Raw genomic sequence first — 19,269 nt, 5'->3', positions numbered from 1 at the left:
CCGGCACAACAACTCGCCTCAGGCGTAGCCGCGCTCACGCAAAAACGCCTCAAGAAACTGAATAAACACCTGCACTTTGTGGGTGGCGCGGCGGTGGCTGGGGTAAACGGCAAGGATGTGCGGGCCGAAGGCATCCGGGTCCAATTCGTAGTCAGCCATTAAACGCACCAGCCGGCCATCGGCCAAATAGGGCGCGGCGCTCCACCAAGGGGTAATCAGCAGGCCCGCACCGGCCACGGCATTGGCCAGCAGGAAGTCATAGTTATCGCTGAGGATGCGCGGTTGCGGTTGCTCGACCCGAAGCGCCTCGCCCTGCTGCCAGAGCGTCCAATAATGCCGCCCCAGCGCCGGGTGCTTGTACATCAGCCAGTCATGTTGCTGCAGGGTCTGCGGGTTCACCGGCAGCGGATTACGCGCCAGATACGCTGGGCTAGCGCTCAACACTATGTGGTTTTTGCCCACCGGGCGGACGATCAGACCAGGGGTGTTGCAGGCCCCTTCATGCAGGATCAGGTCATGACCACTTTCCAGAATGAACTGATCGTTATCACTTAAATCCACCTGCAAACGCAGTTGCGGATGAGCCAGACAAAACGCCGCGCAGACCTCGGCCAGAAAAGCCGGACCGTAGGCCAGCGCCGCCGCGATGCGCAATTCGCCATGCAAGCCCTGCTGCAGTTGACCGATTTCTTCGCTGGCATTGCCCAGGCAACCCAGTGCCTCACGCGCCGCTTGCGCATACAGGCGGCCGGCCTCGGTCAGTTGCATGCGCCGGGTGGTGCGCTCGAACAGCCGGGTGCCCAGCTCCGCCTCTAGGGCCGCAATGGCCTTGGCGACTGCCGAAGGAGTTTTGCCCAGTTGCTCGGCGGCGCGACTGAAGCTGTTTTGCTCAACCACACAGACCAAGGTGGCGAGCGCATTGAATTTGTCCACCATTTACTCCCAACAGGAACAAAAGTTGTGCCTGTGCGCGGCATTCCGCTCGCCCGCGCACTTGCTTATTCTCAGGCCAAGACTAACAAAAACAAGAGATTCAACCATGAAACGATTTATCCCGAGCCTGCTTGGCGCAGCGCTGGCTTGTGCCTCGCTGGAATCGATGGCGGCGGCCGATTTGATTCTGACCAATGGCCAGGTGTTTACCGGCACCCAAGGTCAAGCTCTGGCTAAGGCCGTGGCGGTGGAAAACGGCAAGATCCTGAAAGTCGGCAGCGACGCCGAAATCTTGGCTCTGGCCGATGCCTCCACCCAACGTATCGACCTAGCCGGCAAGGTGCTGATGCCCGGCATGATCGACACCCACAGCCACCCGATCATGGGCGCCATGGCCAGCATGGGCGCCAACCTGTATGACGAAGTAAAGCCGCTGCCCGAGCTTGAGCAGTGGATCATTGCTCAGGACCAGGCCGGCCAGGCGCGCCACGCTGACGTAATCATCATTGCCGGGGCCAGCTCGGCCTATTGGGAGCAAAGTGCAGGACTCGGCAAGATCTTCAATCAGGGCCGCTGGGCCGACCAGCCGGTGGTGCTCAACGGCATCGACGGCCACACCGGCTGGGCCAACAATGCCATGCTCAAACGGGTAAAGATTGACGCTGCACTGGTCAAGAGCCTGTCCGAGAAAGAGCGCGGCTATATCGGCCATGGCGCCGACTTCACGCCCAATGGTTACCTGGCCGAAAATGGCTGGGACCGGGTGCGCAGCCAGCTACCAGAACCCAGCGAAGAACTGATGCTGAACGCCGCCCGTGAAGCCGTGCGGGTCAACAATCAAGTCGGCGTCACCGCCTGGATGGATGCCGCCGCCAACGCCGGCAACGGCGACTCGCTGTTTGAGCTGCGCCCAAGCGAAAACGATGTCGGCGTGCTGCCGCTCTATCGCAAACTCGCCGAAGACGGCGAACTCAGCGCTCACGTCGCAGCTCTGCTGATCACCCACCCGAAAAGCCAACCGGCCGATCTGGAAGTGCTGGCCAAGGTGATGAAGAAATTCGCTGGTGTGCCGAACCTGAGCTTCCCTGGCATCAAGATCTTTGCCGACGGTGTCATGGAGTTTCCAGGGCAAACCGCAGCGGTGATCGACCCGTTCAAGAACAGTCTCAAGCGCGGTGAACTGCTGATCGACCCGGCCAACTTTGGCAAGCTGGTGGTGGCAGCCGAACAGCGCGGCTGGATCATGCACATGCATGCGGTCGGCGACCGGGCGGTACGTGAGGCGCTGAATGGCTTCGAATATGCCCGCAAACTCCGCCCGACCCCGGTGCCGCACAGCATCAGCCATCTGCAACTGGTCAATCCCAAAGAGTTCCCGCGCTTCCAGCAACTCGGGGTGATTGCCTCCATGCAGCTGCTCTGGGCCACCGCCGAGACCTACACCGAAGACCTGGTCAAGCCTTATGTCAGCGCTATGACCTACAGCCACCAGTACCCGGCGCAATCGCTGCATAAAGCCGGCGCGATCATTGCCGGCGCCAGCGACTGGCCGGTATCCAGCCCTAACCCGTGGAACGCCATCGCCCAGGCGAGCACCCGTAAAGGCCCGATGGGCGTGTTGAATGCCAAGGAAAGCATCGACCGCGAAAGCATGCTCTACGCCTACACCATCAACGCCGCCAAAGCCCTGCGCCTGGATGACCAGATCGGCTCCTTAGCGCCCGGCAAACAGGCCGACCTGATCGTGCTGGACCGCGATGTCTTCAAGGTCAGCGATGCCGAATTGTTCGACACCCAAGTGCTGCAAACCTTCTTCGCCGGTGAGTCGGTTTACACCGCGCCAAACCCCGCTGAAGTCGCAGTGGCCCAGTAAAGCCACGGCGCCGGCACACATCTCCACCCGCTCCACCTCAAAGGTTTTGCTCCCCGCGCAGCGTGGGGCCGGGTGGAGCCTTGCTCGCAATAACCCACACCGCATAAAAATAAGGAACACCGAATGAAAACGCTTTCCCTCCTCGCCTTCGCAGGCCTGGCCCTAGCACCGCTCAGCAGCGCCCAAGCGCTGGAACTGAACGAGCAATTTAGCCTTGCCATCACCCCCGCGATTGTCAGCGACTACCGCGCCAGCGGCATCTCGCAGACCCTCGGCGACCCGGCCGCACAATTGGCCATTAACCTCAGCCATGTCAGCGGTGTGTATGCCGGCGTCTGGGCCTCCAATGTCGACTTTGGCCATGGCGACGAAGCCCGTAATGAGCTTGAGTATTACGCCGGTTACTATTGGCAGATTACCGACGACATCAGCCTCGACACCTTCGTCACCCAATATGATTTCTCCGGCGCCAGCCAATATAACCAGAGCGACGTGCAGACCACGTTGGACGCCTACGGCGTGCTGCTGGGGGCCAAATACGCCAGCAATACCAAAGGCCCGGACTATGAAGATGAAAACGGCAATTGGCAGGACGGCGAACAGAACGAAGACCTGACCTCGGCCTTTATCGGCTACCGCACCGTACTACCGGCCGAGATCGGCTTCGAAGCCCGCTATGAATATGTCGACTACAAGGACGAGGTGTTCTGGAACAGCGACTTCAGCAGCAGCCGCGCGGATTACCGCGACTGGTCAGTCAAATTGAGCCGCGATTTGCTCGGCGTGACCTGGGGCCTGAGCTATATCGACACCGACCTGTCGAAAGCCGAGTGCATGAACTTTATGGGTTACGACGACGTCTGCAGCGCCACCCTGGTGGCCAGCGCCAGCAAGACGTTCTAATCGGCGCCAAGCAACTCGTCCGACTCACACCCAAGTTGATGTCCGAACCTCTTGTAAATGCAGGGGGCCCAGCAGTTGATGGGCCTCCTGTTATCCGCCTGGTTTATTGCCAGTTGGCAGCAATCACGCTATGGCATCTTGCCATCGGCAGTCTTGAACTGCTCGACCTGATACTGGCTGCCGAGATACCAACTCTGGACGACAAGCTTATCGCTGGTACCAATGATGCTGACTTCTAAATTGTTGCCAGTATGGCGGAACCACAGTTGTTCCTGACTGATGTCCGTGCCGAACCAGGCGAGGTCGTTATTGCCAACAGTTGCATCGTTCTCCACGACTTTGTCGATACCGTCACCACGCCCGAACAGGTAGCTGTCGCCCCCCCCTTTAATGTGTCGTTGCCCGTTGCGCCAGCCAGCCAGCCAGTTATCCGCAGCATTTCCGGTCAAAACGTTATTGCTGAATTGACGAGCCGATGTCGGCAACTCCCCATACCCTGGCGCTAGCGGGTAAGAAGACCTATGACCTGGGAGCTAGGAGCCGGGAATGTCTATTTCGTCTATGACGTAGACGGAATCACTCCACTTGGCTTAGATCTGGAAACAGCCAGCGAGCCCCACACAATGAAACGTATAGGCGAAGCAGAGTTGCTCCAGGCAATCAATACAAACTAAGAACTACAACAAAGGGGAAGAATTATTTGTCACACCGACTCAATACCCCCTACTCACGCATCAACAGCCAGCCCGCCGCCTTCAGCTGGTTGCCCTCCACCGCGAACAGCAGCTGGTCGTGCTGGCCGCGCCAGGCGTAGGCCCAGAACTCGCCCTCGGGCTGGCCGCGCCATTCGGTCATGCGTAGCCAGTCGGCGTATTCAGCCTCCGTTGGCGTCCACACCTTATCCGGCGCGCCGAGCAGGCTGCGCAGTTGGCTCGGGGTATAGCGCTCGTTCCAGGCCAGGTCGAACAACTGCTGCATCAGTTGGTGCTTGGGGCCCTGCCATTTGTCGACCTGCTCGTTCCACTGCCCCCCAGAAAAATGCCCGGGTTTGCCGCGTAGCTCATGCCATTGCTGCGCCAGCTGCTGGGCTTCGCTCGACAGCGTTGCCGGCTCGGCCATAACGCAGGCGCTGAGGGCCGCGGCCAAGCTGCAGGCGGCGAGGCTGCGGGTCATATTTTTCACCCATACCTTGTGTGAATGCGACATATCCGTATACCTCCGTGATCGACTCAACACGTGCAGCGCAGCAACTGGATGCACAGCTTAGTGCCTGCAGGGGCAGTCATTAATTTGATCCATTCGAAGTAACACAGCCACGCCCTGGCGTTAATCGCGCTAAGCGCTTGATTTGCCTAACCAGCGGTAAATCTAGCCGACATGCGGTTATGCCCGCACCGTCTCACAATCCTGCGTGATTGACTGAGATACAGCATGAAATTCCATAAAAATCACTGAAACCTCGGCCTTTTACGGAAATTGACAGCAATTTAATCCACTTCTACTTTGCAACAGTTCCCTGCTAGCACAACAGTCCCAACATATGGCTCCGATCGACCCAGGAAGTATCGGTCGTGCCGCCCGCTGGCAGTGGAATGCGCTCCCTAGCCACATCCTGAGTTCCACAAGAACTCGTCCCAGATCGCGAAGCCATCCCTCTTCGTGGAACAATTTTATTCGAAGGAAATGAATAATGAAAATAGCTCTACACACCTTGTCTGCGCTCGCTCTTTTGGTGGCCGGTGTAAATGCCAACTTGGCGTTTGCCGCCCCTAACGCGCCGCAGGATGACTTTCTGCTGATGGAGCAGGAAAAAGCCGACAACCAGATCTACAAGGCGTTCTTCCCCAACAAGGAGATCGCCCGCAAGGCCGCCATCAGCTTCCACGCCCAGATGCTCGAGTCGCACTACGAGGACGGCTATCTGGTCATGGAGCTGAACGATGAGGAAATGCAGAAGCTGCAGCCGTTCGGCTTCACCTTCGCCCCGGCAACGGAGTTTATCGAGAAGCGCAACCAAGTCCTGAGCACTATGCAGAACCGCCTGCAGATGAAAAGCATGGCCTCCAGCGACAGCACTAGCAGCGCCGCAGCGGCCAGCGGAATTCCCGGCTACAGCTGCTATGCCACGGTGGAAGAAACCTTCGCGGAGGCGGCTGGGATGGCCAGCAGCAAACCGAACCTGGCGCAGTGGCTGGATGTCGGCAACTCCTGGGAGAAGAGCAGCAGCCTGGGCGGCTACGACATGCGCGTGCTCAAGCTGACCAACACGGCCAAGACCGGCAACAAGCCCAAGCTGTTTATCAACAGCGCCATCCATGCCCGCGAATACACCACCGCGGCGCTGACCCTGGACTTTGCCCGCTGGCTGATCAATGGCTATGGCGAAAACGCCGATGCCACCTGGATCCTCGATAACCACGAAGTGCATATTCTGTTGATGGCCAATCCGGACGGGCGCAAGAAGGCCGAAGCCGGACTGTCATGGCGCAAGAACGCCAACCAGAGCTACTGCGGCGCCACCAGCAACAGCCGCGGCGCCGACCTCAACCGCAACTTCACGTTCGGTTGGAACAGCACCAACGGCCAGGGCTCCAGCGACAGCCAGTGCAACGATACCTATCGCGGCCCGAGTGCCGGCTCCGAACCGGAGATCCAGGCCTTGGAGAACTATGTGCGCAGCCTCTGGCCGGACCGTCGCGGCCCGACCCCGAACGACGCGGCCCCCAGCGATACCAGCGGCATCCACCTGGATATCCATAGCTATAGCGAATTGGTGCTCTGGCCCTGGGGCGATACCAGCAACCTGGCGCCGAACGCCAGCGCCCTGCAGACCCTGGGGCGCAAGTTCGCCTTCTTCAACAACTACACACCGCAGCAATCCATCGGCCTCTACCCCACCGATGGCACCAGCGATGGCATCAGCTATGGCGAGCTGGGCGTACCGGCCTACACCTTCGAGCTGGGCACCCAGTTCTTCCAGAGCTGCACGACCTACAACAACACCATCAAGCCGAATAACCTGCCAGCGCTGATCTATGCCGCCAAGGTGGTGCGTACGCCGTACACCACCCCGGCGGGCCCGGATATCACCGCTATCAGTCTCAGCGGCAGCGCGGCCACCACTGGCGTGCCTGCCGGGGCTGCGGTGACCCTCAGCGGCACGCTGAGCGATGTGCGCTTCAACAACAGCAACGGCAGCGAGAGCACCCAGGCGATCAGCGCGGTGGAGTACTACCTCGACCAGGCGCCCTGGGAGTCCGGGGCGGCGCCAAGCGCCTTGCTGGCCACCGATGGCAGCTTCAACGGCAGCACCGAAGGCTTTACCGGCAGCCTCAATACTGCAGGGCTGAGCGAAGGCAAGCACATGGTCTACACCCGTGGCCGTGATAGTTCGGGCGCCTGGGGTGCGGTCAGTGCCAGTTTCCTGGTGATAGACGAGGACGGTGGCACCCCGCCGCTGCAGTACTGCACCGCCGCCAGTGGCAGCGCCAGTGCCGAATGGATTGGCAAGGTGCAGGTCGGTGGTTTTAGCAATACCTCCGGCGCCAGCACCTACAGCAACTTCACCGGCCAGACAGCCAACCTGCTGCGGGGTAACAACAGCCTGACGCTCACCCCACAGTTCTCCAGCACCAGCTACAAGGAGGCGTGGAAGGTCTGGATCGACCTGAACCGGGACGGCGACTTCAGCGACGCTGGCGAGCAGGTGTTCAGCTCCGCCGCCAAAACCACCCCCGCAAGCGGCACCCTGGTCATCCCCGCCAGCGCCGCCAGTGGCACGACCCGCATGCGCGTGGCCATGCGCTACAACAGCGCGCCTAGCGCCTGTGGCAGCTACAACTACGGCGAAGTGGAGGATTACAGCGTCGTAATTCCGTAAGCCATCGGCCAGACCGGGAGCCCGCTCCCGGTCTGGCCGACCCTGCGCAGCACAGGGCTGGGCAAAACCTAGGGTGGGCTTCAGCCCACCCTACAAAATCGGCCTGCAACAGCTAACGGGTACATAGCCAAAAAAACTGGCCGCTGTTTAACACTCGGCGACCAGTGTCACCTTCACGATTGATTGCCGATTGCCTTAACCCCGCCAGCCACCAACAATATGCGGCCCTCCTCCTGCGAGCCTGCCTCCGTGAACGCCATCAACTCCCTGCGCATGATCAGCCTCGCGGCCATCTGGGGCGCCAGCTTTTTGTTTATGCGCATGGTCGCGCCAGTGCTGGGCGCGGTACCCAGTGCTTTCTTTCGGGTGGTATTGGCCGGCCTTGGTTTGTTTGCGCTGCTGATGCTGCTGCGGGTCAAACTCGATTTTCGCGGTAAGTTCAAATACTGCCTGCTGCTCGGGCTGATCAACTCTGGCCTGCCATCGATTCTTTATTGCCTCGCCGCACTGGTGCTGCCAGCCGGTTACTCGGCGATATTCAACGCCACTACGCCGCTGATGGGCGCCTTGATCGGCACGCTGTTTTTTGCCGAAGTAATGACCTTCAACAAAGGCCTCGGAGTGTTTCTCGGTTTGTTTGGCGTAGCGCTGCTGACCCGCACCGGGCCGCTGGCCTTTAGCCTGGAGCTGCTCTGGGGCGCCCTGGCCTGCCTGCTGGCGACCGCTTGCTATGGCTTTGCCGGCTTTCTGGCACGCCGCTGGCTGGATCAGCAAGGCGGTTTGGACAGCCGCCTGGCCACCTTTGGCAGCATGCTCGGCGCCACCTTGCTGCTATTGCCGTTGTTTGCCTACTCGGTCGCCAGCCAACCACCGGCCAGCTGGGGCGGACTGAACGTCTGGTTAGCGCTACTGGGTTTGGGCCTGGTCTGCACGGCGTTTGCCTATGTGCTGTATTTCCAGTTACTGAGCGCCATTGGCCCGCTGAAATCCATGGCGGTAACTTTTTTGATTCCACCTTTCGGCGTGCTTTGGGGCGTGTGGCTGCTGGATGAGCCGCTGTCCTGGGCCTACCTGTATGGCGGTGCGCTGATAGTGTTGGCGGTGTATCTGGTGCTCAAGCCCAGCGTTGCACTGGAATCGAGCGCCGCTCAAAGTTAGCTCTGGGCGACGCTACACAGCTAATGCGTTACTCGCCGCAGGGCGGCTCGCCGGGCAGTGTTGGCGGATGTTCCAGCAGATCGCGCGACAAGGCTTCACCGGCCATCTGCCGGTCTTTGCCCAGTTGCTCGATCAGGGTGTCGCGCAGCTCAACCACATCGGCATCCCCGGCGCTGGCCGCCAGGTTCAGCCAGGCGTAGGCCTGCACCGGGTCTTTCGGCAAGCCATAACCTATCACCTGCAAGGCGCCGAGCCGTGACTGCGCCTGGCTATTGCCTTGCTTGGCGGAGAACAGCCAGCACTGCGCCGCCCGCCGGTAACGGGTGTCGTCGTAATAGCGCTGGGCCAAGGAGTTGGCCGCCACTATGGAACCCTGACGCACCGCCGCCCGCAGCCAGCGCTCGCCGTCCTGGCCGGGCAACAGTTCGCCCAAGCGAAACTGCGCCTCCGGCATACCGGCGATGGCTGCCTGCTCCAGCAGGTATTTCGCCTCGCTGAGCTGGTTTTTATCTAACGCCTTTAACCCGGCCAAATAATCATCAGTTGCCGCCGCCTGCAGCGCGCCGCTGAACAACAGAGCCAGTCCACCTAAAAATACTTTTCTCACTGAACCAGTTCCTGTTCACTAAACAGCCCGTCGAACAGCATGCTCGACAGGTAACGCTCGCCGGAGTCCGGCAAGATCACCACGATGGTTTTGCCCTGCATGGCCGGCTCGGCGGCTATGCGCACCGCTGCCGCCATGGCCGCGCCGCAGGAAATCCCGCTGAGAATCCCCTCTTCGCGCATCAAGCGCAAAGCCATGGCCTTGGACTCGTCATCGGTGACGCATTCAACCCGATCGACCATCGCCAGGTCGAGGTTCTTCGGTACAAAACCGGCGCCAATACCTTGAATTTTATGCGGCGCCGGTTTGATCTCCTCCCCAGCCAAGGCCTGGGTAATCACCGGCGAACTCACCGGCTCAACCGCCACCGAGATAATCGCCTTGCCCTGGGTGCCTTTGATATAGCGCGAGATGCCGGTGAGGGTGCCGCCGGTGCCCACCCCGGACACCAGCACATCGACCGCGCCATCGGTGTCATTCCAGATTTCCGGGCCCGTGGTGCTCTCGTGAATGGCCGGATTCGCCGGGTTCTCAAACTGCTGCGGCAAAAAATACTTGGCCGGGTCGCTGTTGGCGATTTCCGTGGCTTTCTCGATTGCGCCCTTCATGCCTTTCGGCGGTTCGGTCAGCACCAGTTCGGCGCCCAAGCCTTTGAGTACCTTGCGCCGCTCCAGGCTCATGGACGCCGGCATGGTCAGCAGCAATTTATAGCCCTTGGCGGCGGCAACAAAGGCCAGGCCGATGCCGGTATTGCCCGAAGTGGGCTCGACAATAGTCATACCTGGTTTAAGTACGCCACGCTCTTCGGCATCCCAGATCATGCTGGCGCCGATCCGGCACTTGACCGAATAGGCCGGGTTACGCCCCTCGATCTTGGCCAAGATGGTTACCCCGGCCGGCCCCAAGCGGTTAATCCGCACCAAGGGGGTATTGCCGATGCTTTGGGCGTTATCTGCAAAAATGCGACTCATGACGGACTCCTTCTGCGTGAGTGGTGGTTCAGCCTTGCCAAAATCCGCGAGTGCACACACCCGCCGAGATCCGCACGGCTTAATAAGACAAGCCTAGGGGGCTGGCCGAGCCGAGTCCAGTCAGTAAATCAGCAAGTCAGGCTGTGTGAAAACGTAGCGAGCGAAGGTTAGGCAAGGCAAAAACAGGCGAGGACGCGCAGTTTACGTGCTGTAAATGAGCAGTCCGAGCCTGTTTTTAACGCCGCATAACCGAGCGCAGCAGTTTTCACGCTGCCTGACGTGTGCGAGTGTCATTCAGTGACTGAATGGCGCTTGTGCGTTCACAGCCCCCCGGCTGGCGCGTTATAGTCGGCTTTTGTAATTACTGCACCGCTGAGTTTCGTGCTCGCGGCCTGTCGCTTGAGGATGTTTCTGATGAAATTTGAAGGTACCCAGTCATACGTCGCCACCGACGACCTCAAGCTGGCGGTCAACGCCGCCATCACCCTGGAGCGCCCGCTCCTGGTGAAAGGCGAGCCTGGCACCGGCAAGACCATGCTGGCCGAGCAACTGGCCGAATCCTTTGGCGCGCGGCTGATTACCTGGCACATCAAATCGACCACCAAGGCCCACCAGGGCCTCTACGAGTACGACGCGGTGAGCCGCCTGCGCGACTCGCAGCTGGACTCGGCCAAGGTCGACGATGTGCGCAACTACATCAAGAAGGGCAAGCTCTGGGAGGCGTTCGAGTCTGAAGACCGGGTGATTCTGCTGATCGATGAAATCGACAAAGCCGACATCGAGTTCCCCAACGACCTGCTGCAAGAACTCGACAAGATGGAGTTCTACGTTTACGAGACCGACGAGACGATCAAGGCAATCAAGCGCCCGATCATCATCATCACTTCCAACAACGAAAAAGAGCTGCCAGACGCCTTCCTGCGCCGCTGCTTCTTCCACTACATCGCCTTCCCGGATCGCGCCACCCTGCAAAAAATCGTCGACGTACACTACCCCAACATCAAGAAAGACCTGGTGGCCGAGGCGCTGGACGTGTTCTTCGACGTGCGCAAGGTGCCGGGCCTGAAGAAGAAGCCGTCCACCAGCGAGCTGGTCGATTGGCTGAAATTGCTGATGGCCGACAACATCGGCGAAGCGGTACTGCGCGAGCGCGATCCGACCAAGGCGATTCCACCATTGGCCGGCGCCCTGGTGAAAAACGAGCAAGACGTGATGTTGCTCGAACGCCTGGCCTTTATGAGCCGTCGCGGCAGCCGTTGATTCAGCTTCTGTAGGGTGGGTTAGCGAAGCGTAACCCACCAACCAGCTGTCAGGCTGGCCAAGGCGATGCCTGCGGCATCGATGGTGGGTTACGCCGCTACGCGGCTAACCCACCCTACGATTTTCTATGAGGCCGGATAGATGTTGCTTAACCTGTTCAACGAAATGCGTGCCGCCAAGGTTCCGGTGTCGGTGCGCGAGCTGCTCGATCTGATCAACGCGCTGAAACACAACGTGGTCTTCGCCGACATGGACGAGTTCTACTTTCTGGCGCGCACCATTCTGGTCAAGGACGAGCGGCATTTCGACAAGTTCGACCGGGCGTTCGGCGCCTACTTCAAGGGCCTGGAAAACCTCAATGAACACCTTGAAGCGCTGATCCCCGATGAGTGGCTGCGCAAAGAATTCGAGCGCCTGCTGACCGATGAAGAAAAAGCCAATATCAAGTCCCTGGGCGGTCTCGACAAGTTGATTGAAGAGTTCAAGAAGCGCCTGGAGGAGCAAAAAGAACGCCACGAAGGCGGCAATAAGTGGATCGGCACCGGCGGCACCAGTCCGTTCGGCTCCGGCGGCTATAACCCGGAAGGCGTGCGCGTCGGCGATGCCGGCAAGCGCCAGGGCAAAGCGGTCAAGGTCTGGGATCAGCGCGATTACAAGAACCTCGATGATTCAGTCGAACTCGGCACCCGCAATATCAAGGTGGCCCTGCGTCGCCTACGCAAATTTGCCCGCGAAGGCGCCGCCGAAGAGTTTGATCTCAGTGGCACCATCGACCACACCGCCAAAGACGGCGGTTTGCTCAGCATTCAGATGCGTCCGGAGCGGCGTAACAAGGTCAAATTGCTGATTCTGTTCGACATCGGCGGCTCCATGGACGCCCACGTGAAAGTCTGCGAGGAGCTGTTCTCGGCCTGTAAGACCGAGTTCAAGCACCTGGAGTATTACTACTTCCACAACTGCGTGTACGAGTCGGTGTGGAAAAACAACCTACGGCGCACTTCCGAGCGTTTTAGCACCCTGGATTTGCTGCACAAGTACGGCGCCGACTACAAGGTGGTGTTCGTCGGCGATGCGGCCATGGCGCCCTACGAAATCACCCAGGCCGGCGGCAGCGTCGAGCACTGGAATGAGGAGCCAGGCTACCAGTGGATCAAGCGCTTTATGGCGAAATACAAAAAGCTTATCTGGATCAACCCCTACCCCAAAGAGACCTGGAACTACACCGCCTCGACCAACATCATGCGCGAACTGGTCGATGACCAGATGTACCCGCTGACCCTGACCGGGCTGGAAGAAGGCATGAAGTTTCTCAGCAAATAAAACCCGTGGGAGGGGCTTTAGCCGCAATCGCGGCTAAAGCCCCTCCTGCAAATAGAGGCAAAGCCGGCACTACCATTAGTGCCGATGCCGCGCCAGCACTTGCTTGGTACGCCCAACCCCAAACATAAAGCCAATACTGACCAACAACAGCTCCACCAGCCAAGCCAGCAGTAAGGCGCAGCTCAAGCCCCAAGCGATGGCCTCGGGCGCCAGCAGCACCTGATAGCGGTAGCCGTTATAGGTCTCCAGCAGCAGCTCTTGATTGGCCGCCGTCAGCAGGTGCGTCACCTGCTTATACCAAGGCCCTTGCATGGCCCACCACTCGGCTGTAAGCAAGCTGTCGCGCTGCACCAGGTTGGCGACGCTTTGGCCGTCGCTGCGCATCACCGGATCATCGCTGACCCGGTAGTGCGCCACCAAGGCATCCAGATCGCCCTTGAAGAACTTCTGCGCGGTGGCGCGAAAGCCCTGCAGGCTTTGCAAGGCTTCACTGCGATGGGCATCCAGCCGCTGGCTGTAATCGGTGATAAACCCCGGCACCTGCACGCCCACCAGCAGGCCGAAGGCAAACAGCACTAAACGCAGGTAGCTTCTCAGCATTAATTTCTCCTTATTTTCCCGGATTGCATCCGGGCTACGCGCGGCCATGGGCGATGCACTCACCGCCACGCCACAGGCGCCACTCACCGGGCTGGTAGCAGTTCCACAGCTCGTTACTGGTCAAGGCTTCAGTGGCCAGCAAGGTGACCACATCATTAGGCGTGGTTTGCGCTTTGAAATCCACGCTCAACTGCGCATCTTTCAAACAGGCCGGGCCGAAAGGTGCGCGGCGAGTGATATGCGCCAGCTTGGTCGAGCAAAAACTGAACAACCAGTCGCCATCACTGAGCAGGCAGTTGAATACGCCCAACTGATGGTATTCGCCACAGGTTGCCACCAGCACCGGCAAGAGCACATCCACCGATACGGGTTCCGGGAAGGCTAAGCGCAGGCGATTAAGCAGCGCGCAGAATGCCGCCTCGCTGTCGGTGTCGCCCACTGGCCGGTAAAACCTCTGCGTGGCGGCGAACTCCGGCAACTGGCCGTTGTGGGCAAAGCACCAGTTGCGGCCCCAGAGTTCGCGCACAAAAGGATGGGTATTGGCCAGGCTCACGGCGCCGACATTGGCCTGGCGGATATGGCCAATCACCGCCTGGCTCTTGATCGGGTAGCGCTGCAGCAGTCGCGCCACTTGCGAGTCAACACTCGCGGCCGGGTCTTGAAACAGCCGCAGGCCACGCCCTTCGTAGAAGCCAATGCCCCAGCCATCGCGGTGCGGGCCGGTGCCGCCACCGCGCTGCATCAAGCCGGTAAAGCTGAACACGATATCGGTGGGCACGTTGGCGCTCATGCCGAGCAGTTCACACATCAGTTAGCGTCCTTTAACAGGCCGTTGAAAAACTACCTGCGTTGCCGATACGGCGTTAAAAACAGGCTCAAAATGCTCAGTTACAACACGTAAACTCCGCTTTTTCGCCTGTTTTTGCCTTGTCTCGGCGGCCTCGCCTACATTTTTCAACGGCCTGTTAACAGAGCACGGCTGCGCAACTAGCAGACCGCCGTTGTGCTTTACAGCCGTGGTTCGATGCGCACGCGGCGATCACCACGCGGCTCGATACTGCTATCAATATAGGTGCCGGGGCGTGCTTGCGGTTGCTCGAGAATCTCGCGCAGCGTCGGCTCATCATCGCTGGCCGCCGCCGCTTTGCGCTGGCGACGACGGGCTTGGCTGCTGCGTTCAAGCGGCCAGCGGAGCAACGCAAACAACAGGTAAGCCGCGAAGGCCAGCATGGCATACAGGCTTAAATCGGCCACTGCGCGCCAGGCGTTGTTGCCCACTTTAAACAGCAAATCCAGCGCGGTGATCGCCAGCGCCGGGGCGAACAGCTCTTTGGCCGGATCAACCAGAGTTGGCGCCAGTAACAGCACGGCCATCAGCACCCGCAAGGGCTCGCGCAACCAGCGCCACATCCAGCGCGTGATCCGCCAGCCGACCAGCAGGCAGCCTAAGGCGGCCCCTGCGTACAGGGCCAGAGCAAGCTGATAGTCGTGTTCATTCATGCGTGTGGATGGCCGGGCTGGCAAAAGGGCGCTTATGATAGCGGCTTTTGCCCGCCGAAGCCTCCCCCTGCCATCGGCCCGCACAAGCCCAGAGTAGCCCTCCATGTCGACTGCCCCACTTACCGCCCCGATCGCCCGCACCGTTAACGGTCCAGACCCTTACGTCTGGCTGGAGGAGCGCGACGACAGCGCCGTGCTGAGCTATTTACAGGCCGAAAATGCCTACCTGGAGGTCGAACTGGCCCAGCAGGCGGAACTGCGCGAGGCGCTGTTTAGCGAGATCAAAGGCCGCATTCTGGAAACCGACCTGTCGCTGCCCTCGCCCTGGGGGCCGTGGCTGTACTACCAGCGCACCGCCGCCGGCGATGAATACCCACGGCACTACCGCTGCCCGCGCCCGGCCGACGGCTCGTTAAGCGTTGATCAGGCCCAAGAGCAATTGCTGCTCGACCCCAATGAACTGGCCGACGGCGGTTTTATCTCCCTGGGCGCCTTTACCATCAGCCCCGACCACCGCCTGCTGGCCTACAGCCTGGACACCCATGGCGATGAGATTTACCAGCTGTACGTCAAGGATCTCGCCAGCGGCACCATCACTGCCCTGCCCTTCGAGGATTGCGACGGCAGCCTGACCTGGGCCAACGACAACCAGACGCTGTTCTTCGGCGAGCTGGACGACACCCATCGCCCGCACAAACTCTATCGCCACACCCTGGGCAGCGACGCCGCCGAGCTGGTGTTCGAGGAGTCTGACGGGCGCTTCTTTCTGCATTGCTACCGTTCCAGCTCCGAGCGCCAATTAATCCTGCTGCTGGGCAGCAAAACCACCAGCGAGTCCTGGGTGCTGGATGCCGACACGCCCCAGGGCGCGTTCCGCTGTATGGCCCCCCGTGAGGACGAGCACGAGTATGACGTCGACCACGGCCTGCTCGACGGGCAGTGGAGCTGGCTGATCCGCAGCAACCAGAGCGGCATCAACTTCGCGCTGTACTCGATCAAAGAGAGCGCCGCGAGCGAACCAGCGCCCGAGCGCCGGCACTGGCGCGAACTGCTCGCCCATGACCCGCAGGTGATGCTCGAAGGCCTGAGCCTGAACCACGACGCCTACGTGCTCAGCTTGCGGGTCGCCGGCCTGCCGATCATTCAGGTCCATCCCCACGGCCTGCCGAGTTACCGGGTGCAGCTACCGGATGCGGCCTACAGCCTGTCGGTGCAGGACACCCTGGAATTCGCCAGCCCAGTGATTCGCCTGCGCTACGAAGCGCTCAATCGGCCGGCGCAGATCCGCCAGCTGGAACTGGCCAGCGGCGCCCAGCAGATATTGAAAGAAACCCCGGTGCTCGGCCCCTTCGCTGCCGACGCCTATGTCAGTCAGCGCCTATGGGCCACGGCCAACGATGGCACACAAATCCCGATCAGCCTGGTGGGCAAACGCGAGGTGCTCGGCCAACCGGCACCGCTCTATCTGTACGGCTACGGCGCCTATGGCGAATGCCTCGATCCGTGGTTTTCCCACGCCCGCCTGAGCCTGTTGGAACGCGGTTTTGTGTTTGCCATCGCCCATGTGCGCGGCGGTGGCGAGCTGGGCGAGGCCTGGTACCGCGCCGGCAAACTGGAACATAAACACCACAGCTTCAGCGACTTTATCGCGGTGGCCGAACACCTGATCGCCTGCGGCTACACCGGCCCCGAACAACTGGCCATCAGCGGCGGCAGCGCCGGCGGTTTGCTGATTGGCGCGGTGCTCAATCAACGGCCCGAATTGTTCGCCGCAGCGATTGCTGAGGTGCCGTTTGTGGACGTGCTCAACACCATGCAAAAACCGGATTTACCCCTGACCGTCACCGAGTACGACGAATGGGGCGACCCGACCGACCCAGCGGCCTATGCGCGGATCAAGGCCTACGCGCCTTACGAAAACGTCGTCGCCCAAGGCTATCCGGCGATGCTGGTGGTGGCCGGTTATAACGACAGTCGCGTGCAATATTGGGAAGCGGCCAAGTGGGTGGCTAAACTGCGCGCAACTAAAACCGATACGAATTTGCTGCTGCTAAAAACCGAGCTCGACGCCGGCCACGGTGGCATGAGCGGCCGCTACCAGGCCCTCAAAGACGTCGCCCTGGAGTACAGCTTTTTGCTTAAAGTGTTGGGCTAAGGTCGTGACGGGCCTCGCGTGCCAGCGAGGCCCAAAGCTAGCCATGCAGGCCGGCCGTGGGCGCCCTGGCAATTCAAGGTAGACTGCCCGCCCTTGTGCCCCCCCGCCTCCTATTTTCCCGAGACCGCCATGAAGCGTTTTGTCCTGCTCGATACCGCCCCGATCCCCAATGACGGCGGCGCCCTGTGCCTGTTCGAGTACGGCGAAGACTTTGTGATCAAAATCCAGGGTGGCGATGGCGGTCAGTTGATGAACACCCGCATGCACGGCTCGGAAGACGCCCTGGCGGAAATCCCCTGCAAGCGCATCGCCGGCAGACCCAGCCCGCGGGTGTTGATCGGTGGCCTGGGCATGGGCTTTACCCTGGCCTCGGCGCTCAAGCACATCGGCAAGAATGGCCAGGTGGTGGTGGCCGAACTGGTGCCGGGGGTAATCGAGTGGAATCGCGGCCCGCTGGGGGAGAAATCCGGCCGCCCGCTGCTCGACCCACGCAGCGAGATCCGCCTGGTGGACGTGGCCGATGTGCTGCCCGCCGAGCCCCTGGGTTTCGATTCGATCATGCTCGATGTCGATAACGGCCCCGAAGGCCTGACCAAAAAAGGCAACAGTTGGCTGTATTCCATGGCCGGCTTGCATGCCTGTCACCGGGCACTGCGGCCGGGCGGCATTCTGGCGGTGTGGTCGGCGGGGGCGGATCGCAAGTTTGCCGAGAAAGTCGCCAAGGCCAACTTCAAAGTCGAAGAGGTGCAGGTCTACGCCCACGGTAACAAAGGCGCCAAACACACCCTGTGGATTGCCACCAAGCGTAAGGTGGGTTAGCCGCGCAGCGGCGTAACCCGCCAGCGGCACGAGCGGCACCCGCGACGCCAGCAAGCACCGGGGCGCTTGGGCAATAACCGCGAAAGCGTTAAGCTTTATTCCATGATTAAACGATTTAACAGGTGACAGCATGAGCACGGAAAAATCTGCGGCGACCCTCAAGACCGACCGCATCATCGCCGAGGCCCAGCGTTCGCGCGAAGACGGCTACCGCGACAAGGCGCTGAAAATGTACCCCCACGTCTGCGGTCGTTGCAGCCGTGAGTTTGCCGGCAAACGCCTGAGCGAGCTGACCGTGCACCACCGCGATCACAACCATGACAACAACCCGCAAGACGGCTCCAACTGGGAGCTGCTCTGCCTGTTCTGTCACGACAACGAACACTCGCGCTACACCGACCAGCAATACTTCGCCGAAGGCTCGACCGCCAGCCCCCAAGGGCCGAAATCGACCCACAAGGCTTTCGCCGACCTGGCTGCGTTGCTGAAAAGCAAAGAGTAAGCCGCAGGCAGCAGCTCATAGGATGGGTTGAGACGCGCAGCGCCGATACCCATCGCCATTTCCTGATGGGTATCGTTGCACTCAACCGCATCCTACGGGGTTGCGTGCCGGCCATAACCACGCCGGTTTAATCAGCATTTTTTAAGAGCACCCGCCCGTGGCCAACAGACGCTACAGCTGCATCGGTTTATTCAACCCCAAGTCACCGGCCAATGTCGGCTCGGTAATGCGCGCCGCCGGTTGCTACGGAGTGAACTCGGTGTTCTACACCGGCACCCGCTATGACCGCGCGCAAGACTTCATCACCGACACCAAGAAGGTCCATCAGGATATTCCGCTGATCGGCATCGATGACCTGCAAAAAATCCTGCCACTGGGCTGCACGCCGGTGGCGGTGGAAATGGTCGAAGGCGCCCGGCCGCTGCCGGAATACACCCACCCGGATCGCGCCCTGTATATCTTCGGCCCGGAAGACGGCTCCCTCGGCAAAGAGGTGCTGGACTGGTGCGAAGACGTGATCTACATCCCCACCAACGGCTGCATGAACCTGGCGGCCACCGTCAACGTGGTGCTCTACGACCGTTTGGCCAAAGGCCTGAACACCAAGTCCGGGCCCAAGTTTGCGCCCTGACTGGGTAAAACAAAGGCTCCGCCCCAGTTATGTGTTGAGGTGTGTGTGGGCCTGTTAGGCGATACCTGGTGCGCGGTAATTCGTAGGGTGGGTTAGCGGCGCGGGCGGTGGTTGTTTGCACCACCGCGCAAGCCGGGCGCCGCGTAACCCACCATGC

18 protein-coding genes are annotated in these 19,269 nt (G+C 60.5%); 10 read left to right on the top strand and 8 right to left on the bottom strand.

Annotated features, from left to right (window positions below; all coding sequences use genetic code 11):
• Nucleotides 1–18: 18 nt before the first annotated feature.
• Nucleotides 19–933, bottom strand: a complete 915-nt coding sequence (locus tag Q8R10_RS04355; RefSeq protein ID WP_305651362.1) for a LysR family transcriptional regulator — start codon at nucleotides 931–933, stop codon at nucleotides 19–21.
• Nucleotides 934–1,039: 106 nt separating this feature from the next.
• On the opposite strand from Q8R10_RS04355, the gene Q8R10_RS04350 reads away from it, so the two are divergent.
• Both Q8R10_RS04350 and Q8R10_RS04345 read left to right on the top strand, forming a co-directional pair.
• On the top strand, nucleotides 1,040–2,806 hold the full coding sequence (locus Q8R10_RS04350; RefSeq protein WP_305651360.1) for an amidohydrolase: 1,767 nt from the start codon (nucleotides 1,040–1,042) through the stop codon (nucleotides 2,804–2,806).
• Nucleotides 2,807–2,929: 123 nt separating this feature from the next.
• Nucleotides 2,930–3,709 carry a TorF family putative porin gene (locus Q8R10_RS04345; protein ID WP_305651358.1) on the top strand — a complete coding sequence of 260 codons (780 nt, stop codon included), beginning with the start codon at nucleotides 2,930–2,932 and terminating at the stop codon, nucleotides 3,707–3,709.
• 128 nt (nucleotides 3,710–3,837) lie between these two features.
• Here the strand turns inward: Q8R10_RS04345 and Q8R10_RS04340 are convergent, their stop codons facing one another.
• Together Q8R10_RS04340 and Q8R10_RS04335 are read right to left on the bottom strand one after the other, a co-directional pair.
• Entirely contained in the window at nucleotides 3,838–4,158 is a 321-nt protein-coding gene (locus Q8R10_RS04340; protein ID WP_305651356.1) for a calcium-binding protein, read from the bottom strand.
• Between the two features lie 274 nt (nucleotides 4,159–4,432).
• Nucleotides 4,433–4,882 (bottom strand): hypothetical protein, encoded by a 450-nt coding sequence (locus tag Q8R10_RS04335; protein ID WP_305651354.1) that lies wholly within the window; start codon nucleotides 4,880–4,882, stop codon nucleotides 4,433–4,435.
• Between the two features lie 517 nt (nucleotides 4,883–5,399).
• On the opposite strand from Q8R10_RS04335, the gene Q8R10_RS04330 reads away from it, so the two are divergent.
• Together Q8R10_RS04330 and Q8R10_RS04325 are read left to right on the top strand one after the other, a co-directional pair.
• On the top strand, nucleotides 5,400–7,589 hold the full coding sequence (locus Q8R10_RS04330) for a M14 family zinc carboxypeptidase (protein ID WP_305651352.1): 2,190 nt from the start codon (nucleotides 5,400–5,402) through the stop codon (nucleotides 7,587–7,589).
• A 273-nt stretch (nucleotides 7,590–7,862) separates the two neighbouring features.
• The gene (locus tag Q8R10_RS04325; RefSeq protein ID WP_371133290.1) at nucleotides 7,863–8,747 is read left to right on the top strand and encodes a DMT family transporter; all 885 of its coding nucleotides are present in this window, start codon (nucleotides 7,863–7,865) and stop codon (nucleotides 8,745–8,747) included.
• 28 nt (nucleotides 8,748–8,775) lie between these two features.
• On the opposite strand, the gene Q8R10_RS04320 is transcribed toward Q8R10_RS04325, so the two are convergent.
• Entirely contained in the window at nucleotides 8,776–9,354 is a 579-nt protein-coding gene (locus Q8R10_RS04320; RefSeq protein ID WP_305651348.1) for a tetratricopeptide repeat protein, read from the bottom strand.
• On the bottom strand, nucleotides 9,351–10,325 hold the full coding sequence (cysK, locus tag Q8R10_RS04315) for a cysteine synthase A (RefSeq protein ID WP_305651346.1): 975 nt from the start codon (nucleotides 10,323–10,325) through the stop codon (nucleotides 9,351–9,353). Before cysK ends, Q8R10_RS04320 begins: the two co-directional genes overlap by 4 nt.
• A gap of 414 nt (nucleotides 10,326–10,739) precedes the next feature.
• Between cysK and Q8R10_RS04310 the strand changes: the two genes are divergently transcribed.
• Nucleotides 10,740–11,585, top strand: coding sequence for a MoxR family ATPase (locus tag Q8R10_RS04310; RefSeq protein WP_305651344.1), 846 nt, complete (start codon nucleotides 10,740–10,742; stop codon nucleotides 11,583–11,585).
• Between the two features lie 141 nt (nucleotides 11,586–11,726).
• Entirely contained in the window at nucleotides 11,727–12,905 is a 1,179-nt protein-coding gene (locus Q8R10_RS04305) for a VWA domain-containing protein (RefSeq protein ID WP_305651343.1), read from the top strand.
• 75 nt (nucleotides 12,906–12,980) lie between these two features.
• On the opposite strand, the gene Q8R10_RS04300 is transcribed toward Q8R10_RS04305, so the two are convergent.
• The 3 genes from Q8R10_RS04300 to Q8R10_RS04290 all read right to left on the bottom strand — a co-directional run bounded on the left by Q8R10_RS04300 (nucleotide 12,981) and on the right by Q8R10_RS04290 (nucleotide 15,005).
• Nucleotides 12,981–13,505: a DUF2937 family protein gene (locus tag Q8R10_RS04300; protein WP_305651341.1), complete on the bottom strand. Its 525-nt coding sequence runs from the start codon at nucleotides 13,503–13,505 to the stop codon at nucleotides 12,981–12,983.
• Between the two features lie 34 nt (nucleotides 13,506–13,539).
• The gene (locus Q8R10_RS04295) at nucleotides 13,540–14,313 is read right to left on the bottom strand and encodes a class II glutamine amidotransferase (RefSeq protein ID WP_305651339.1); all 774 of its coding nucleotides are present in this window, start codon (nucleotides 14,311–14,313) and stop codon (nucleotides 13,540–13,542) included.
• 200 nt (nucleotides 14,314–14,513) lie between these two features.
• A complete protein-coding gene (locus tag Q8R10_RS04290) occupies nucleotides 14,514–15,005 on the bottom strand; it encodes an MFS transporter (RefSeq protein WP_305651337.1) in 492 nt (163 codons plus the stop codon).
• Nucleotides 15,006–15,108: 103 nt separating this feature from the next.
• Here Q8R10_RS04290 and Q8R10_RS04285 point away from each other — a divergent pair, with 103 nt between their 5' ends.
• The 4 genes from Q8R10_RS04285 (at nucleotide 15,109) to Q8R10_RS04270 (ending at nucleotide 19,112) form a co-directional block, all read left to right on the top strand.
• On the top strand, nucleotides 15,109–17,160 hold the full coding sequence (locus Q8R10_RS04285) for a S9 family peptidase (protein WP_305651336.1): 2,052 nt from the start codon (nucleotides 15,109–15,111) through the stop codon (nucleotides 17,158–17,160).
• A gap of 129 nt (nucleotides 17,161–17,289) precedes the next feature.
• A complete protein-coding gene (locus Q8R10_RS04280) occupies nucleotides 17,290–17,979 on the top strand; it encodes a hypothetical protein (RefSeq protein WP_305651334.1) in 690 nt (229 codons plus the stop codon).
• 130 nt (nucleotides 17,980–18,109) lie between these two features.
• Entirely contained in the window at nucleotides 18,110–18,481 is a 372-nt protein-coding gene (locus Q8R10_RS04275) for a YajD family HNH nuclease (protein WP_305651332.1), read from the top strand.
• A 157-nt stretch (nucleotides 18,482–18,638) separates the two neighbouring features.
• Nucleotides 18,639–19,112 carry an RNA methyltransferase gene (locus Q8R10_RS04270; protein ID WP_305651330.1) on the top strand — a complete coding sequence of 158 codons (474 nt, stop codon included), beginning with the start codon at nucleotides 18,639–18,641 and terminating at the stop codon, nucleotides 19,110–19,112.
• Nucleotides 19,113–19,269 lie beyond the last annotated feature (157 nt).

This window comes from Pseudomonas sp. (assembly GCF_030698175.1).
Taxonomy (GTDB): domain Bacteria; phylum Pseudomonadota; class Gammaproteobacteria; order Pseudomonadales; family Pseudomonadaceae; genus Aquipseudomonas.
This window is presented reverse-complemented; position numbering and strand designations above follow the sequence as displayed.

Bases quoted from the DNA above. Each gene is read 5' to 3' on its own strand.
- Q8R10_RS04350 (WP_305651360.1), top strand. From the start codon at position 1,040: ATGAAACGATTTATCCCGAGCCTGCTTGGCGCAGCGCTGGCTTGTGCC.
- Q8R10_RS04345 (WP_305651358.1), top strand. From the start codon at position 2,930: ATGAAAACGCTTTCCCTCCTCGCCTTCGCAGGCCTGGCCCTAGCACCG.
- Q8R10_RS04335 (WP_305651354.1), bottom strand. From the start codon at position 4,882: ATGACCCGCAGCCTCGCCGCCTGCAGCTTGGCCGCGGCCCTCAGCGCC.
- Q8R10_RS04330 (WP_305651352.1), top strand. From the start codon at position 5,400: ATGAAAATAGCTCTACACACCTTGTCTGCGCTCGCTCTTTTGGTGGCC.
- Q8R10_RS04325 (WP_371133290.1), top strand. From the start codon at position 7,863: ATGATCAGCCTCGCGGCCATCTGGGGCGCCAGCTTTTTGTTTATGCGC.
- cysK (WP_305651346.1), bottom strand. From the start codon at position 10,325: ATGAGTCGCATTTTTGCAGATAACGCCCAAAGCATCGGCAATACCCCC.
- Q8R10_RS04310 (WP_305651344.1), top strand. From the start codon at position 10,740: ATGAAATTTGAAGGTACCCAGTCATACGTCGCCACCGACGACCTCAAG.
- Q8R10_RS04305 (WP_305651343.1), top strand. From the start codon at position 11,727: ATGTTGCTTAACCTGTTCAACGAAATGCGTGCCGCCAAGGTTCCGGTG.
- Q8R10_RS04300 (WP_305651341.1), bottom strand. From the start codon at position 13,505: ATGCTGAGAAGCTACCTGCGTTTAGTGCTGTTTGCCTTCGGCCTGCTG.
- Q8R10_RS04295 (WP_305651339.1), bottom strand. From the start codon at position 14,313: ATGTGTGAACTGCTCGGCATGAGCGCCAACGTGCCCACCGATATCGTG.
- Q8R10_RS04290 (WP_305651337.1), bottom strand. From the start codon at position 15,005: ATGAATGAACACGACTATCAGCTTGCTCTGGCCCTGTACGCAGGGGCC.
- Q8R10_RS04285 (WP_305651336.1), top strand. From the start codon at position 15,109: ATGTCGACTGCCCCACTTACCGCCCCGATCGCCCGCACCGTTAACGGT.
- Q8R10_RS04280 (WP_305651334.1), top strand. From the start codon at position 17,290: ATGAAGCGTTTTGTCCTGCTCGATACCGCCCCGATCCCCAATGACGGC.
- Q8R10_RS04275 (WP_305651332.1), top strand. From the start codon at position 18,110: ATGAGCACGGAAAAATCTGCGGCGACCCTCAAGACCGACCGCATCATC.